General features: G+C 75.5%; 16 protein-coding genes. 7 read left to right on the top strand and 9 right to left on the bottom strand.

The genetic code is table 11. The annotated features are described in order from the left end of the window. The first annotated feature begins 386 nt into the window (after window positions 1-386). Window positions 387-1,127, top strand: coding sequence for a transcriptional repressor LexA (lexA, locus tag V9U69_RS08250; protein WP_337061092.1), 741 nt, complete (start codon window positions 387-389; stop codon window positions 1,125-1,127). A gap of 33 nt (window positions 1,128-1,160) precedes the next feature. Here the strand turns inward: lexA and V9U69_RS08245 are convergent, their stop codons facing one another. From V9U69_RS08245 to hflX, 4 genes are all read right to left on the bottom strand, one after another. Next, entirely contained in the window at window positions 1,161-1,580 is a 420-nt protein-coding gene (locus V9U69_RS08245) for an ATP-binding protein (RefSeq protein WP_337061091.1), read from the bottom strand. A 159-nt stretch (window positions 1,581-1,739) separates the two neighbouring features. Continuing rightward, the gene (locus V9U69_RS08240; protein WP_337061090.1) at window positions 1,740-2,408 is read right to left on the bottom strand and encodes an aspartate/glutamate racemase family protein; all 669 of its coding nucleotides are present in this window, start codon (window positions 2,406-2,408) and stop codon (window positions 1,740-1,742) included. Between the two features lie 62 nt (window positions 2,409-2,470). Continuing rightward, the gene (locus V9U69_RS08235; RefSeq protein ID WP_337061089.1) at window positions 2,471-4,522 is read right to left on the bottom strand and encodes an ATP-dependent DNA helicase; all 2,052 of its coding nucleotides are present in this window, start codon (window positions 4,520-4,522) and stop codon (window positions 2,471-2,473) included. A 42-nt stretch (window positions 4,523-4,564) separates the two neighbouring features. After that, entirely contained in the window at window positions 4,565-6,163 is a 1,599-nt protein-coding gene (gene hflX, locus V9U69_RS08230) for a GTPase HflX (RefSeq protein ID WP_337061088.1), read from the bottom strand. A 163-nt stretch (window positions 6,164-6,326) separates the two neighbouring features. Here hflX and V9U69_RS08225 point away from each other — a divergent pair, with 163 nt between their 5' ends. After that, window positions 6,327-6,959, top strand: coding sequence for a class I SAM-dependent methyltransferase (locus V9U69_RS08225; RefSeq protein WP_337061087.1), 633 nt, complete (start codon window positions 6,327-6,329; stop codon window positions 6,957-6,959). A gap of 23 nt (window positions 6,960-6,982) precedes the next feature. On the opposite strand, the gene dapF is transcribed toward V9U69_RS08225, so the two are convergent. Further along, window positions 6,983-7,948: a diaminopimelate epimerase gene (dapF, locus tag V9U69_RS08220; protein WP_337061086.1), complete on the bottom strand. Its 966-nt coding sequence runs from the start codon at window positions 7,946-7,948 to the stop codon at window positions 6,983-6,985. Then, the gene (gene miaA, locus V9U69_RS08215) at window positions 7,945-8,904 is read right to left on the bottom strand and encodes a tRNA (adenosine(37)-N6)-dimethylallyltransferase MiaA (protein WP_337061085.1); all 960 of its coding nucleotides are present in this window, start codon (window positions 8,902-8,904) and stop codon (window positions 7,945-7,947) included. The genes dapF and miaA overlap by 4 nt, the downstream gene beginning before the upstream one ends. 67 nt (window positions 8,905-8,971) lie before the next feature. On the opposite strand from miaA, the gene V9U69_RS08210 reads away from it, so the two are divergent. Further along, window positions 8,972-9,295, top strand: a complete 324-nt coding sequence (locus V9U69_RS08210) for an antitoxin (RefSeq protein ID WP_337061084.1) — start codon at window positions 8,972-8,974, stop codon at window positions 9,293-9,295. A 306-nt stretch (window positions 9,296-9,601) separates the two neighbouring features. Here the strand turns inward: V9U69_RS08210 and miaB are convergent, their stop codons facing one another. Further along, window positions 9,602-11,146, bottom strand: coding sequence for a tRNA (N6-isopentenyl adenosine(37)-C2)-methylthiotransferase MiaB (gene miaB, locus V9U69_RS08205; protein ID WP_337061082.1), 1,545 nt, complete (start codon window positions 11,144-11,146; stop codon window positions 9,602-9,604). A gap of 108 nt (window positions 11,147-11,254) precedes the next feature. On the opposite strand from miaB, the gene V9U69_RS08200 reads away from it, so the two are divergent. From V9U69_RS08200 to V9U69_RS08185, 4 genes are all read left to right on the top strand, one after another. After that, entirely contained in the window at window positions 11,255-12,040 is a 786-nt protein-coding gene (locus V9U69_RS08200) for an amino acid ABC transporter ATP-binding protein (RefSeq protein ID WP_337061080.1), read from the top strand. Between the two features lie 67 nt (window positions 12,041-12,107). Further along, complete coding sequence (locus V9U69_RS08195) at window positions 12,108-13,016, top strand: glutamate ABC transporter substrate-binding protein (RefSeq protein WP_337061078.1); 909 nt, start codon at window positions 12,108-12,110, stop codon at window positions 13,014-13,016. 103 nt (window positions 13,017-13,119) lie between these two features. After that, the gene (locus V9U69_RS08190) at window positions 13,120-13,770 is read left to right on the top strand and encodes an amino acid ABC transporter permease (RefSeq protein ID WP_337061076.1); all 651 of its coding nucleotides are present in this window, start codon (window positions 13,120-13,122) and stop codon (window positions 13,768-13,770) included. Continuing rightward, window positions 13,767-14,687 (top strand): amino acid ABC transporter permease, encoded by a 921-nt coding sequence (locus tag V9U69_RS08185; protein WP_337061074.1) that lies wholly within the window; start codon window positions 13,767-13,769, stop codon window positions 14,685-14,687. The genes V9U69_RS08190 and V9U69_RS08185 overlap by 4 nt, the downstream gene beginning before the upstream one ends. Window positions 14,688-14,771: 84 nt before the next feature. Here the strand turns inward: V9U69_RS08185 and V9U69_RS08180 are convergent, their stop codons facing one another. Further along, window positions 14,772-15,068, bottom strand: coding sequence for a putative quinol monooxygenase (locus V9U69_RS08180; protein ID WP_337061073.1), 297 nt, complete (start codon window positions 15,066-15,068; stop codon window positions 14,772-14,774). Window positions 15,069-15,132: 64 nt separating this feature from the next. Beyond that, the gene (locus V9U69_RS08175) at window positions 15,133-15,588 is read right to left on the bottom strand and encodes a regulatory protein RecX (protein ID WP_442907678.1); all 456 of its coding nucleotides are present in this window, start codon (window positions 15,586-15,588) and stop codon (window positions 15,133-15,135) included. Between the last annotated feature and the right edge of the window lie 19 nt (window positions 15,589-15,607).

Genomic DNA, 15,607 nt, shown 5'->3' with positions numbered 1-15,607 from the left:
GTGGTGCGGGCGCCCGCACGGGCCGCGGTGCGGTGCGGCTGCGGCGCGAGGCGGCCGGTGCGGCGGGACGGTGCCGCCGGGACGAGGGCGAGGGCGGTGCTGCTCACGGGGAGGACCTCCGGCTCGAGAGCCGGTTCGAACGGGTGTTCGAACCGGCCAGGCTGTTCTACACCTCCACCCGCACCGCGCACCACCCCCGCGGGCGGCGACGGGGGCCCGGCCCCCCGGGACGGGGACGGTGCGCCGGCCGCAGGTTGCCACCCGCCTCCGACACGAGGCCCCGCACGCAGGGGCGACGCGTTCGAACACCTGTTTGAGGTCGGCGCCCGGCGCGGGTAGCGTGATCGCAGCCGCGGGACGCCGCGGCCGCGACGACGGGAGCGGACGTGACGGACGTGCTGGACGGGGCCGACGACAACGGTCGGGGCGGCCGGGACGGGACCACGGGCTCCGTGCACCCGCTGCCCGACGGCCCCCTGGACCGGACGGGCCTGACGCCCCGCCAGCGCCGCGTGCTGGAGACGATCCGCGAGGCGGTCGAGCGCCGCGGGTACCCGCCCAGCATGCGCGAGATCGGGCAGGCCGTCGGGCTGACCAGCCCCAGCAGCGTCGCGCACCAGGTCAAGACGCTCGAGCGCCTGGGGTACCTGCGCAAGGACCCCCGCCGCCCGCGCACCCTGGAGGTCGTCGCCCCGGGCCCGGCGCACGGCGCGCTCACCGACGGGCGGACGACGGGCACCGACGAGCGCCCGGCCACCACGTACGTGCCGGTGGTGGGACGCATCGCGGCGGGCGGTCCCATCCTCGCCGAGCAGCTGGTGGAGGAGGTGTTCCCGCTGCCCGCGCAGCTCGTGGGCGCCGGCCAGCACTTCATGCTGCGCGTCGTGGGCGACTCCATGGTCGACGCGGCCATCTGCGACGGCGACTGGGTCGTGGTGCGCCAGCAGCCCACCGCCGAGAACGGCGACGTGGTCGCGGCCATGATCGACGGGGAGGCCACGGTCAAGGTGCTCCAGCGCCGCGACGGCCACGTCAAGCTGCTGCCGCGCAACGACCTCTACGAGCCCCTCGACGGTGACGAGGCCGTCGTCCTCGGGCGCGTGACGGCGGTGCTGCGCAGCCTCTGACCGCCCCCACCACCGGCCGGTGGTGGGGGCGCCTCAACCGGCGGCCACCTCGCACCACACCTGCAGGGCCCCGGGGGTGCGGTACCAGCCCCAGTCCCGGGTGAGGGCGGACAGCAGCGCTGCGGCCTCGTCCCGCACGCGCACCTCCTCCAGCCCGGCGAGGTCGAGGACCACGGTGATCCCGTCGGGCAGCTCGCGCACCTCCACCGCCTGCAGCTGGTCCACGGCGCCCTCCGCGCCGAGCAGTTCGGCGGCGGCCTGCACGAGGTCGTCCGCACGCTCCTCGTCCACCCCGCTCTGCTGGGCGTACAGGCGCACGAAGCGGCGCGCCCGGGCGAGCGCCTCGGCACCGGCGGGCAGGGCCAGCCGGACGCGGTCCCCGGAACTCCCCCGGGCGCTCCCGGGCTCGAGGAGGTCCGGTCGGTCGTCCGTGCGGGCGGCGGTGGGGTCCACGGCTCCTCCTGGGCGGCTCGGCGCCGCGGTGCTCGGGGGGACGGCCGTAGGCGACCGTGGGGCCCGTTCCGCGACCCCGCCCCTCAGCTACCCGGTGCACCGCGCGCCGAAACGCGGCACCGGTGCCCCGCGGGTGACCGGCCGGTGTGCGGCGCGCAGCTAACGGCCGATGGGGACGACCATCTCCACCGCCGCCTCGACGGCCAGCCGCGGGGACGTGAGGACGGGCAGGTCCAGCTCCCGCAGCAGCGGCGCGGCGCCGACCATGCTGGCCTGGGCCAGCACGACGACGTCGACCGGCGGCCGGACGGCGCGCACCGCCCGCCGCACGGTCTCGGCGACGCTCGCCGAGTACGTCACCAGGTCCCCGGACTCGAAGGAGGACCAGGCGTCGGGGCAGCGGACCTCGACGAGGTCGACCTCGCGGCCGTTGGCCACCGCGCACTCGCGCAGCAGCGGCCGCAGCGTGGCGGCCGCCTCGTCCAGGGAGCTGACCAGGGCGATGCGCCGCCCGGCGAGGACCGCGGCCTCCGCCATGGGCCGGTCCACGCGCAGCACCCGCACGCCCGCCTCGGCACCGACGCGCTCGGCCTCCGGGCCGGTCTCCGAGCAGGTGGCCAGCACCAGCTCGGCACCCTCGGCGACCAGGCGGCGCAGGCGGTCCGCCAGCGGGGCCCGCACGCTCGCCGCACCGCGCTCGCGCGCGGCGGCGAGCAGGCCGGTGTCGACCAGGTGCAGGTCGGCGACGGTCTCGTCGCGCTGGTGCAGGAGGTCCCGGAAGGTGCGCACGTGCGCGTGCGCGGTGTGCAGGAAGCCGACGGTGGCCACGGGCCGAGGATGCCAGGCGCGGGCCGAGCGGTCAGCACCAGCCCCCGGTGCGGGCGCCGGTGTCACCCGACCGGTGCAGCGCCGGCCGCGTCCAGCCGGTGCAGCGCCCGCCTCGCCACGTCGGGCGAGTCCGTCGCCCAGAAGGCGGGCAGGCTGCCGCGCAGGAAGCCCCCGTAGCGGGCCGTGGCCAGCCGGGGGTCGAGGACGGCCACGACGCCGCGGTCGCCCGCGGCGCGCACCAGGCGCCCGGCGCCCTGGGCCAGGCGCACGGCGGCGTGGGCGGCGGAGACGGTGAGGAACCCGTTGCCGCCGGCGGCGTCCACGGCCTTCGCCCGCGCGGACATCAGCGGGTCGTCCGGGCGCGGGAAGGGGATGCGGTCGATGACGACGAGCTGGCAGCTGGCGCCGGGCACGTCGACGCCCTGCCACAGCGACAGGGTGCCGAAGAGCGAGGTCGCCGGCTCCTCGGCGAAGCGGCGCACCAGGCGCGGCAGCCGGTCGTCGCCCTGGCACAGCACGGTGCGCCCGGTGCGCTCGCGCACCCCGGCGGCGGCCTCCTCCGCGGCACGGCGGGAGGAGAACAGCCCCAGGGTGCGTCCGCCGGCGGCGTCGACGAGGGAGGCCAGCTCGTCGAGGACGGCGTCCGCCGGGCCGGTCCGCCCGGGAGGGGGCAGGTGCCGGGCGACGTAGAGGATGCCCTGGCGCGGGTAGTCGAAGGGGCTGCCCACGTCCAGGCCGGTCCACGGGGCGCGGTCCTTCGACCCCGAGCGCAGCCCGAAGGAGCCGGCGACCGGGTCGAAGGAGCCGCCGAGGGTGAGGGTGGCGGAGGTGGCCACGACGGTGCGGTCGGTGAAGACGCGCTCGCGCAGCAGGCCGGCCACCGACAGCGGCGCCACGTGCAGCGAGGGGCCGCGGCCGCCGGGGCCGCCCGCGGTGATCCAGGCGACGTCGTGCTCGGAGCCCTCCGCGAGGCGCTCGGCGACGGTGAACACCTCCTGCACGGCCGCGCGCGCCAGGTGGCGGGCACCGCGGGTCTCGGCGTCCTCCTCCTTCGCGGCACCGTCGGAGGCGACCTTGAGGTCGCTCAGGGCGGTGCGGGCGCCGTCGCGCACGGCGGTCACGGCGGTGGCCAGCGCCGCCGGCCAGGTGTCCAGCCGCCCGGGGGCGCTCTCCTGCAGGGCGGCGTCCAGCGCGACGGCGGCGTCCTCCAGGGCCTCGCCGACGACGCCCGCCGAGCGCCGCAGCCGGCGGGCCGCGGCGCTCAGGACGGCACCGGACAGCTCGGCGGTGGCCACCGCGGTGACGCGGTCGGCGAGCTCGTGGGCCTCGTCGACGACGAGGACGTCGTGCTCGGGCAGCAGCTGGCCGGAGCCCTCCAGGGCGTCGATCGCCGTCATGGCGTGGTTGGTGACGACGACGTCGACCTCCCGCGCCCTCGCGCGCACCCGCTCGGAGAAGCACTCGGCGGCCACCGGGCAGCGCTGCCCGCCCAGGCACTCGCGCGCCGAGACGGACACCTGCCGCCAGGCGCGGTCACCCACGCCGGGCTCCAGCTCGTCGCGGTCGCCGGTGCGGGTGGTCTCGGCCCACTCGCGCAGGCGCACCACCTCCCGGCCGAGGCGGCCGGCGTGGTCGGCCCCGCCGCCCTCGCCCGCGGGGGCGGCCACGTCGAACAGCGCGGCCTCGTCGGCGGGGAAGCCGCCGTCGAGCTTGTTGCGGCACAGGTAGTTGGCCCGGCCCTTGAGCAGCTCCCAGGTGGGCTCGCGGCCCAGCTCGGGGGCCAGCGCGCGCGCCAGGCGCGGCAGGTCCCGCTCGACGACCTGGGCCTGCAGGGCGAGCGTGGCGGTGGTGACGACGACGCGGGAGCCCTCGCGCACCGCGTGCGCGACGGCGGGCACCAGGTAGGCCATGGACTTCCCCGTGCCGGTGCCCGCCTGCACGAGCAGGTGCCGCTCGTCGCGGACGGCCTCGGCGACGGCGCGCGCCATGCGGGTCTGGCCGTCGCGGCGCTGACCGCCGAGGGCGCCCACGACGGTCCCCAGCAGCTCGGCGGCGCCGGGTGCGCCCGCCTCGTCGGCCTCGTGGTGGACCTGCTCGGTGCTGGGCGCGCTCACCGGACCATCCTCGCCGACGCGCGGTGCTGTGGACGGCGCGGCTCAGGCGCGCGCGCCGCTGAGCCGGTACGGCTCCAGCTCGGCCGCCAGGCGCGGTCGCACCCGCGCCCGCAACCGGGTGCCGGGGGCGGTGTGCTCCTCGGCGAGGACCTGACCGGTGGTGTGCACCCGGTTCACCAGCTCGCCGCGGTCGTACGGCACGCACACCTCGACCTCGACGTCCGGCACGGGCAGCAGCTCCGCGATGCGCTCGCGCAGCTGCTCGATCCCCTCACCGGTGCGGGCGGAGACCACGACGGCGCCGCGCTCGCGGGCGAGCAGGCGCTGCAGCACCTCCGGGTCGGCGACGTCGCACTTGTTGATCGCCACCAGCTCCGTCACCTTGTCGGCGCCCACCTCGGTGAGCACCGAGCGCACCGCCGCCAGCTGCCCCTCGGGGTCGGGGTGCGAGCCGTCGACGACGTGCAGGACGAGGTCGGCCTCGGCGACCTCCTCCAGGGTGGAGCGGAAGGCCTCCACGAGCTGGTGCGGCAGCTGCCGCACGAAGCCGACGGTGTCGGCCAGCGTGTAGGGGCGCCCCTCGGGCGTCTGCGCGCGCCGGACCGTGGGGTCCAGGGTGGCGAACAGCGCGTCCTCGACCAGCACGCCCGCCCCGGTGAGGCGGTTCAGCAGCGAGGACTTGCCGGCGTTGGTGTACCCGGCGATGGACACCGACGGCACCGCGCGGGCCACGCGCAGGGAGCGCTTGGCGTCGCGGGAGGTGCCCATGCCGCGGATCTCCCGGCGCAGCTTGGCCATGCGGGAGCGGATGCGGCGGCGGTCCAGCTCGATCTTCGTCTCACCGGGACCGCGCGAGCCGATCCCCGCACCGCCGGCGACGCGGCCACCGGCCTGCCGGGACATCGACTCGCCCCAGCCGCGCAGGCGCGGCAGCAGGTAGTCCAGCTGGGCCAGCTCGACCTGCGCCTTGCCCTCCCGGCTCTTGGCGTGCTGGGCGAAGATGTCCAGGATCACGGCCGTGCGGTCGACGACCTTGACCTTGACGATGTCCTCCAGGCCGCGCCGCTGGGACGCGGACAGCTCACCGTCGCAGATGACGGTGTCCGCGCCCTCGGCGGCCACCAGCTCGGCCAGCGCGGCGGCCTTGCCGGCCCCCAGGTAGCTGGCCGGGTCGGGGGTGGAGCGGCGCTGCAGGACGCCGGCGAGGACGTCCGAGCCGGCGGTGGCGGCCAGGGCCGACAGCTCCTGCAGGGACACCTCCGCCTCGGTGCGGTTGGAGTCGGCGCTGGACCAGACCCCGGCCAGCACGACGCGCTCCAGGCGCAGCTGCCGGTACTCGACCTCGGTGACGTCGGCGAGCTCGGTGGACAGGCCGGCGGCGCGGCGCAGCGCGCGGCGGTCGGCCAGGTCGAGCTGGTCGCCGTCGTAGTCGCGCTCGCCGGAGCCGTCTGCCGCCTCGTCGCCGGTGGTGGGTGCCGCGCCGTCGTGGCCGGTGAGGATGCGGGCCAGAGCGCGGTCGAACTCGGCGTCGCGGTCCACCTCGCGGGCGGCGGCCGGCACGGGTGCGTGCTGGTCGTCGCGCGCGCTGTCCGTCGACGGCTGCGTCGCGGACGGCTGGACCGGCGAAGAGCGGTGGTTCATGGACCTCCCAGGTCGTGCTGCCCCTCACGGGTTGAGGGGACCAGCATCCTTCTCAACGGGCTCGGGGTCCACGGGATTCCGCGTCCGGCGCGGGCGTGTCGTCCTGCGCGGGCGCGCCGGGGCGCGCGGGAGGGTGCGCGGTCGCCGCCCTACCCTCTCCTGCGTGAGCAGCACCGCGGCCGGCGACGAGCACTACTTCACGGCCCGTCCCGCCACCCCCGACGAGCGGCGCGAGGTCGAGGTGGAGCTGGCCGGGCGCGCCGTGACGGTGCAGACGGCGCGCGGCGTCTTCAGCGCCGAGCGCGTGGACCCGGGCACCTCGGTGCTGCTGCCCCTGGTGCCCGACGAGCCGGAGGCCACCGGCGACGTCCTGGACCTCGGCTGCGGGTGGGGCCCGGTGGCGCTGACGCTGGCGCTGCGCCAGCCACGGCGGCGGGTGTGGGCGGTGGACGTCAACGAGCGGGCCCTGGACCTGCTGCGGGGCAACGCGCAGCGGCTGGGCGTGCAGGTGCGCGCGTGCCTGCCCGACGAGGTGCCGGACGGCGTGGCGTTCGAGCGGGTGTGGTCCAACCCGCCGATCCGGGTGGGCAAGGACGCGCTGCACGCGCTGCTGCTGCGCTGGCTGCCGCGCCTCGCCCCGGGCGGCGAGGCGCACCTGGTGGTGCAGAAGAACCTCGGCGCGGACTCGCTGCACCGGTGGCTGGAGGCGGAGCTGCCCCCGGTGCTGCCGGGCGCGGTGACGACCCGCACGACGTCCTCGAAGGGGTTCCGGGTCCTCACCGTCCGGCGCACCTGAGCGGCGGGCGCCGCGGCGCGCGCTCAGGCGGGGGCGGGCTCGTCCAGCAGTCCGGGGGCGGTGCTGCCGCTGGCCACCAGCACCGCGGGCCCGGTCAGCCACACGGTGCCCTCCACGAGGCTGGAGCCCTCGCCGACGGTGACGACGACCTCGCCGCCGGGCACCTCCACCCGCCACACGTCCAGCGACGCGGCACCGGACCAGGCGCGGGTGGCCAGGGCCGCCGCGCAGGCGCCCGTGCCGCAGGAGCGCGTCTCCCCCACGCCGCGCTCGTGCACCCGCATGCGCACGTCACCGATGTCGGCGACGTGGTCGCCGGTGACGTCCACGGCCAGCAGCGGCACCACGAGCTCGACGTTGGTGCCGTGCGGCGGTTCGGGCTGCACCTGCGGGGCGTGCAGCAGGTCCGCGGCGTCCAGCTCGGCGGGCTCGGCGAGCGCCACGACGGTGTGCGGGTTGCCCAGGTCCAGCGAGAGCGCCGGGCGCGGCACGCCCAGGCCGGCGACGGCCACCAGCGCGTCGGAGCCGTCCGCGAGCGCCCGCTCGCCGCCGGTCAGCCGCCAGGGCCCCATGTCGGCGGTCCAGCGCCCGTCGGGCTCGCGCCGCAGCCGCTTCAGGCCGGCGCGGGTGCCGATCGCGAACCAGCGGCCGTCGCCCGCCTCGGCGGGCAGGAACCCCTCGGCCAGGAGGAACTCGGCGAAGACGCGCACGCCGTTGCCGCACATCTCGGCGATCGAGCCGTCGGCGTTGCGGTAGTCCATGAACCACTCGGCGTCCGCGGCCAGCGCCGCCCCCTCGGGCAGCGCGGCGCTGCGCACCGCGCGGATGAGCCCGTCGCCGCCGATCCCGGCGCGCCGGTCGCACAGGCGCGCGACGACGGCGGCGGACGGCTCCCAGGTGCCGTCGGGGTCGGCGACGAGGACGAAGTCGTTCTCGGTGCCGTGGCCCTTGACGAAGGGCAGCCCGGCGGCGGGGGTGGTCTCGCTCACGCGGCCGACTCTACGGCCAGCAGGGCCAGCACCCGGCGGGCGAGCTCCTCCGGGTCGGTGCCGTCGCCGGCGTCGAGCCAGCGGACCCGCTCGTCGCGGCGGAACCACGACTCCTGCTTGCGCGCGAAGCGCCGGGTCAGGCGGGCGGTCAGCTCGGCGGCCTCGGCCTCGGTGGTGGTGCCGTCCAGGGCGTCGAGGACCTGCGCGTAGCCGAGGGCGCGCGAGGCGGTCAGGCCCTCGCGCAGCCCGGCGGTCTCCAGCCGGCGCACCTCCTCCACGAGGCCGGCGTCCCACATGCGCCGCACCCGGGCGTCGACGCGGGCGTCGAGCTGCTCGCGCGGCACGGCCAGGCCGACCTGCACGGCCGGGCGCACGTAGCGCTGGTCGGGCAGGGACGCGGCGAACGGCCGGCCGGTGAGCTCCCCCACCTCCAGCGCCCGCACGATCCGCCGGCCGTTGGAGGGCAGGATCGCCGCGGCCGCGGCCGGGTCGCGCGCGGCCAGCTCGGCGTGCAGGCGCTGCGGGCCCACCTCGGACAGGCGCGCCTCCCAGCGGGCCCGCACCGCCGCGTCGGTGCCGGGGAAGCGCATGTCGTCCAGCGCCGCGCGCACGTACAACCCGGAACCGCCCACCAGCAGCGGCGTGCGCCCGCGGGCGGCGATCTCGTCGAGCGCGGCGCGGGCCTGCCGCTGGTAGGTGGCGACGTCGGCGGTCTCGGTCACCTCCAGCACGTCGAGCAGGTGGTGCGGCACGCCGCGCCTCTCCTCGGGCGTCAGCTTGGCGGTGCCGACGTCCATGCCCCGGTACAGCTGCATGGCGTCGGCGTTGACGACCTCTCCCCCACCGGGCAGCAGGTGCGCCAGGGCGACCGCGACGTCGGACTTGCCGGAGGCGGTGGGGCCGACGACCGCCACCACGGGGGTCGCGGCCGGGTGCGGTGATCTCGACTGGCCCACGCGCCGATGGTGGCAGACAGTGGACCCCGCACGGACGCTGCACGGACGCGAGGAGCGAGGAGGAGCCGTGGGCACCATGAAGTTCCTGGGGCTGAAGCTGGACGAGGCCGTGGAGCAGGCGCGCGTGGCCGCCGAGCAGGCCCGCAGCCGGGCCGGGGAGTTCGCCGGCCAGCACACGCAGCAGGCCGAGGGCGTCTTCCGCAGGGCGACGACCTTCGTCAACGAGCGCACCGAGGGTCGCTACGCGGGACCGCTGGAGCGGGCCACGAGGGTGGCCCAGAGCGGCTGGGAGCGCGCCGCGGGGGTCCGCCCGCACTTCGAGGGCTGGGGCACGCCGATGCGCGGCGGCACCCGCACCGAGGGCACGTCGATGTCCGGCCCGGCCCGCTGACGCAGCACGAGCAGCACGAGCAGCACGGGAACCAGCACGTCCGACACGTCAGGAGGACGGGATGACGATCCCCACCACGCCACCGACGACGCCGCAACCGCCGAGCCCGGTGCCGCAGCCGGGCACACCCGGCCAGCCCCCGCAGCCGGACCCCGGCCCCACGCCGGGACCGGACCCCGAGCCGGGACCGGCCGCACCGCCGCCGATGTGACGCTCCCCCGGCGCGACCGGGGGGAGCCCGGAGCGCACGAGGGCCCCGCACCGTCCGGTGCGGGGCCCTCGTCGCGTCGAGGAGGTGAGCGCGGGTCAGCGGCGCCGGATCGTCGGCAGCCCCAGGCCCACCGGCCGCGGGCCCGCGGTCTCGGGCTCCGGCCGGGCCTGACGCGCCTGCCACGCGTCGCCGGCGCGGGTGCGGCGCACCGCGAAGGCGTCGGTGGCGTCGGCCTCCAGGTAGTGCGGGGCCCCGCGGCTGATCGTCACGGTGGCGACGTCGCCCGGACGGGGCGCCTCGGCCCCCGGCGGCAGGGAGAAGTGCACGAGGCGGTTGTCCGGGGCGCGGCCGGAGAGCCGGCGGGTCTCGGCGTCCTTGCGGCCCTCGCCCTCGGCGACGAGCACGTCGAGGGTGCGCCCCACCTGGGCGCGGTTCTCGGCGTAGGCGATCTCGTCCTGCAGCGCGGTCAGCCGCTCGTAGCGCTCCTGCACGACGGCCTTGGGCACCTGCTCCCCCATGGTCGCGGCCGGGGTGCCCGGGCGCGGGGAGTACTGGAACGTGAAGGCGCTGGCGAAGCGGGCCTCGGCGACGACCTCCAGGGTCTGCTGGAAGTCCTCCTCCGTCTCCCCGGGGAAGCCGACGATGATGTCGGTGGTGATCGCCGCGTCCGGGATGCGCCCGCGCACCTCCTCCAGGATGTTCAGGAAGCGGGTGCGCCGGTAGGAGCGGCGCATCGCCTTCAGCACCCGGTCGGAGCCGGACTGCAGCGGCATGTGCAGGCTGGGCATGACGTTGGGCGTCTCGGCCATGGCGTCGATGACGTCGCTGGTGAAGCTGGAGGGGTGCGGGCTGGTGAAGCGCACCCGCTCCAGGCCGGCGATGCCGCCGGTGGCGCGCAGCAGCTTGCCGAAGGCGAGCTTGTCGCCGAACTCCACGCCGTAGGTGTTGACGTTCTGCCCCAGCAGCGTCACCTCGAGCACACCCTCGGACACCAGCGCTTCGACCTCGGCGAGCACGTCGCCGGGGCGGCGGTCCTTCTCCTTGCCGCGCAGCGAGGGCACGATGCAGAAGGTGCAGGTGTTGTTGCACCCCACGGAGATGGAGACCCACGCCGCGTAGGGGGACTCGCGGCGGGTGGGCAGCGTGGAGGGGAAGACCTCCAGCGACTCCAGGATCTCCACCTGGGCCTTGGCGTTGTGCCGGGCGCGCTCCAGCAGCGCCGGCAGCGAGCCCACGTTGTGGGTGCCGAAGACGACGTCCACCCAGGGCGCCTTGCGGACGATCTCGCCGCGGTCCTTCTGCGCCAGGCAGCCGCCCACGGCGATCTGCATGCCCGGGCGGCGCTCCTTCACCGGCGCCAGGTGGCCGAGGTTGCCGTAGAGCTTGTTGTCGGCGTTCTCCCGCACCGCGCAGGTGTTGAACACGACGACGTCCGGCTCGGCCGGCCCGTCACCGCCCACCTCGTCGAAGCGGACGTAACCGGCGTCCTCCAGCAGCCCGGACAGCCGCTCGGAGTCGTGGACGTTCATCTGGCAGCCGAAGGTGCGCACCTGGTAGGTGCGGGGCGCCTGCTCGGGCGCGGCTGCCTCGGCCGGCGCGTCGAGCGGGCCGGTCGGGCGGGGGACGGTGGGCGTGCTCATCGCCGTCCAGGGTAGGTCAACGCCCGAAGATCACGCTCGGGTCACGATCTGCCCGCATCCGTGGACGTCCGGTGGGCACCGTGCACGGTGCCTGTACGTTCTGGCCGCATGAGTGACCCCTCCGCGGCCACCACCTCGCCCGGCGCCGACGGCGCGCGCCGGCCGCTGGTGCGCCTGGAGCACGTGGACAAGCACTTCGGCGCCCTGCACGTGCTGCGGGACGTGGACCTGACGGTCGCCGAGGGCGAGGTCGTCGTCGTCATCGGCCCCTCCGGCTCCGGCAAGTCCACGCTGTGCCGGACCATCAACCGGCTGGAGACCATCGACTCCGGCCGCATCACCATCGCCGGCGAGGACCTGCCCGCCGAGGGCAAGGCGCTCGCGAAGCTGCGCGCGGACGTCGGCATGGTCTTCCAGTCCTTCAACCTCTTCGCCCACAAGACCGTGCGCGAGAACGTGACGCTCGGCCCGGTGAAGGCGCGCGGGATCAGCGCCGAGAAGGCCCGCGCCCGCGCCGACGAGCTGCTCGAGCGCGTCGGGGTGGCCAACCAGGCCGACAAGTACCCCGCGCAGCTCTCGGGCGGCCAGCAGCAGCGCGTGGCCATCGCCCGCGCGCTGGCGATGGACCCGAAGGTCATGCTCTTCGACGAGCCGACCTCCGCCCTGGACCCGGAGATGATCAACGAGGTCCTCGACGTCATGACCGGGCTGGCCAAGTCCGGCATGACCATGATCGTCGTCACCCACGAGATGGGTTTCGCCCGCCGCGCCGCCGACCGCGTCGTCTTCATGGCCGACGGGCAGATCGTGGAGGACGCCGACCCGGAGACCTTCTTCACCGCACCGAAGCACGAGCGCGCCAAGGACTTCCTGTCCAAGATCCTCACCCACTGACGTCCGGGCCGGTCGCGACCGGCCCCGCAGCGGCGACCGCACCACCGACACGACCCAGGAGGACCCCATGAGGAAGACCCGCAGCGCAGCGCTCGCCGCCACGGTGACCGCCCTGCTCACGCTCACCGCCTGCGGCGGCGACGACGCCTCCACCGGTGCCGAGGGCGAGGTCGCGCAGCCGGAGGTGGACACCAGCGCCACCTTCGAGGCCGGCACGACGATGGCCGAGATCCAGGAGGCCGGCGCCGTCACCATCGGCACGAAGTTCGACCAGCCCGGCTTCGGCCTGGCCGACCTCGAGGGCATCCCCGCCGGCTTCGACGTCGAGGTCGCCGAGTACGTCGCGGCGCAGATGGGCGTCGCTCCGGAGGACATCGAGTGGGTGGAGGCGCCCAGCGCCCGCCGCGAGGACCTCATCGCCAACGGCGACGTCGACATGGTCGTGGCCACCTACACGATCAACGACAAGCGCAAGGAGCGGATCACCTTCGCCGGCCCGTACTACGTGGCCGGGCAGCAGATCATGGTGAACGCCGACAACACCACGATCACCGGGCCCGAGGACCTCAAGGCCAACCCGGACGTCAAGATCTGCTCGGTGACCGGCTCCACCCCGGCGGAGAACATCCGCCAGTACCTCGCCAGCCCCGACCAGCTCGTCACCTTCGAGGTCTACGACGACTGCGTCTCCGCCATGCAGAACGGCCAGGTCCAGGCGCTGACGACCGACAACGTCATCCTCACCGGTTACGTCGCCGAGAACGAGGGCGAGTTCAAGCTCGTCGGCGAGCAGTTCACCGAGGAGCCGTACGGCATCGGCATCGAGAAGGGGAACACCGCCTTCTGCGAGTTCATCAACGAGTCGCTGACCGAGATGGCCGAGAGCGGCGCCTACGAGGAGGCGTGGAAGGCGACGGCGGGTCAGTACGAGGGCACCGAGGTGCCCGAACTGCCCGAGCTCGACCCCTGCGTCTGACCCCGACGGCAGACGCCCCCTGATCGCACGGAGGGGGACGAGGGCCCCGACGACGTGGCCGCCGTCCCCCTCCGTGCCCCACCCCACCCGGAGGCCCCCACCCGTGGACCCCGTCCTCGAGAACCTCGGCCTGTTCGCCAGCGGGTTCCTGCGCTCCCTGGGCATCGCCGCCTGGGCGCTGCTGGGCAGCCTCGTCTGGGGCACGGTGCTCGCCGTCTTCCGCATCTCCCCCGTGCCGGTGCTGCGGGCCTTCGGCACCTTCTACGTGACCTGGCTGCGCAACACGCCGCTGGCGATCGTGCTGTTCACCATGGCGTTCGGCATCCCCGCCGTCGGGATCAACGCCTCCTACTACGTGTTCGGCGTGACGGGTCTCGTCCTCTACACCTCCGCGTTCGTCTGCGAGGCCGTGCGCTCCGGGGTGGCGACGGTGCCCGCCGGGCAGGCCGAGGCGGCGCGCTCCATCGGGCTGACGTTCTCGCAGACCCTGGGGCTCATCGTGCTGCCGCAGGCGCTGCGCGCGGTCGTGCCGCCCGTCGGGAACGTCCTCATCGCGATGATCAAGAACTCGGCGGTCGTCGGCGCCATGGGTGTCGGCGGCGAGCTGTTCAGCGTCTACAACCGCCTGACCAGCGCCCAGGGCTACCCGGCGCTGCCCGTCCTCACCGGTGTGGCGATCGGCTTCCTCATCATGACCCTGACGGCGAGCGCGCTGCTGGCGCTGTTCGAGCGACGCGCGGCGGTGGTCCGGTGAGCGCGCCCACCGCCGTCCTCTTCGACGCGCCGGGCCCGAGGGCCCGGCGCCGCACCCTCATCGCCAGCGTCGTCGCGGGCCTGGTGATCGCGGCGGTGCTGGTGCTGATCGTGCTGCGCCTCGCGGAGCGCGGGCAGCTCGACGCCGAGCTGTGGAGCCCGCTGGTCGACCCCTCCGACGAGCAGTTCGACGCCGTGTGGGAGCGCATCGGCGAGGGCCTGCTGGTCACGCTGCGCGCGGCGCTGTTCGCCGTGGTGCTGTCGCTGTCGATCGGCCTGGCGCTGGCCGCGGCGCGCCTGAGCCTGGGGCGGGTCGCCCGTGTCCCGCTCGTCGGGGTCATCGAGCTGCTGCGCGGCCTGCCGGTGATCGTGTCGATCCTGTACGTCGACGTCCTCATGCGGACCCTGGACATCTACCAGGGCTCCGTGACCACGCTCGTCATCGCCCTGACGCTGTACAACTCGGTGATCATCTCGGAGATCACCCGGGCGGGGATCCTCTCGCTGCCGAAGGGGCAGGTGGAGGCCGGCCTGGCGGTGGGGCTGACCCGCGGTCAGGTCATGCGGACGATCCAGCTGCCGCAGGCGGTGCGGGTCATGCTGCCGGCGATCATCAGCCAGCTCATCGTCATCCTGAAGGACACGGCGCTGGCGAGCATCGTGCTCAGCCAGATCGACGACCTCGGCCGGGTCGCCGACCAGCTCGGCGGTTTCCTCGACAACCGCCTGCAGTCGTACTTCGTCGTCGGCCTGGTCTACATCGCGATCAACCTGCTGCTGGAGCAGCTGGCGAAGCTGGTGCAGCGGCGGATGTCGGGGCAGGGCCGCAAGCGGCGCACCCGCGCGTCCACCGCCCCGGACGCGGCGCAGCAGGTGGACACCGACGCCGCGGACCGGACGACCGGCACGCGCCCCTGACCACCCACCGCACGGCAGGAGGGCCGCCACCCCGTCACGGGGTGGCGGCCCTCCTGCGGTGCGCCCCGGTTCCGGGGCACGGGTTCAGACGCCGGGTTCGGTGGTGAACCGCGTCAGGACGGGCGGCGCGCTGAGCAGCTCCCCCAGTCGCGAGGCGCCCTCGGGGGTGGCGCGCCAGGCGCGGTAGGCGTCGTCGACCTCCAGGGACTCCCAGCGCTCCAGCACCAGCACGTGCGCCTCGTCGGCGGCGTCGCGCAGGACGTCCACCCCGAGGTTGCCCTCGAAGGCGCGGGTGGCCTCGAGGGTCTCGGTGAGGACGGCGGGGGCGGCGGCGACGGCCTCCGGCTTCAGGCGCAGGTCCAGCAGGGACGTGATGCTCACGGGTCCTCCTCGTCGGGGTGTGCGGCGAGGGTAGCCAGGTGCGTACCGGGCCCGGCGGGCCGGCTCAGTCCTCCAGGGCCTCGGCGTCCTCGTCCGCGCCGATCGCCTCGCGCACCAGGCGCATCACCAGGCCCGGCGGGTAGCCGCGCCGGGCCAGGACACCGGCGAGGCGGCGCTGGCGGGCGGCGCGGTCCAGCCCCCGGGTGGCGGCCAGCGGGCGGCGCAGCAGCTCGCGCGCCGCCTCCTCCTCCACCTCGTCGTCGACCCCGTCCAGGGCTTCGCGGGCGGTCTCGTCGTCCACGCCCTTGCGGCGCAGCTCCAGCGCCAGGGCGCGCTTGCCGCGACTGCGGGAGCGGGAGTGCACGTACGCCTGCGCGTACGCGCCGTCGTCGACGAGGCCGACCTCCTCGAAGCGGTCGAGGACGTCGGTGGCGACCTGCTCGGGGACGTCCTTGGCGGCCATCTTCTCGGCCAGCTGGGCGCGCGTGCGCGGCGCCATCGTCAGCTGGCGCAGCGCGATGGCGCGGGCGACGTCGTGC

The sequence above is a fragment of the Kineococcus sp. G2 genome (assembly GCF_037154035.1).
Lineage (GTDB): Bacteria > Actinomycetota > Actinomycetes > Actinomycetales > Kineococcaceae > Kineococcus.
The sequence above is the reverse complement of the archived record's forward strand: the minus strand, read 5'-3'. Positions and strand labels throughout refer to the sequence as shown.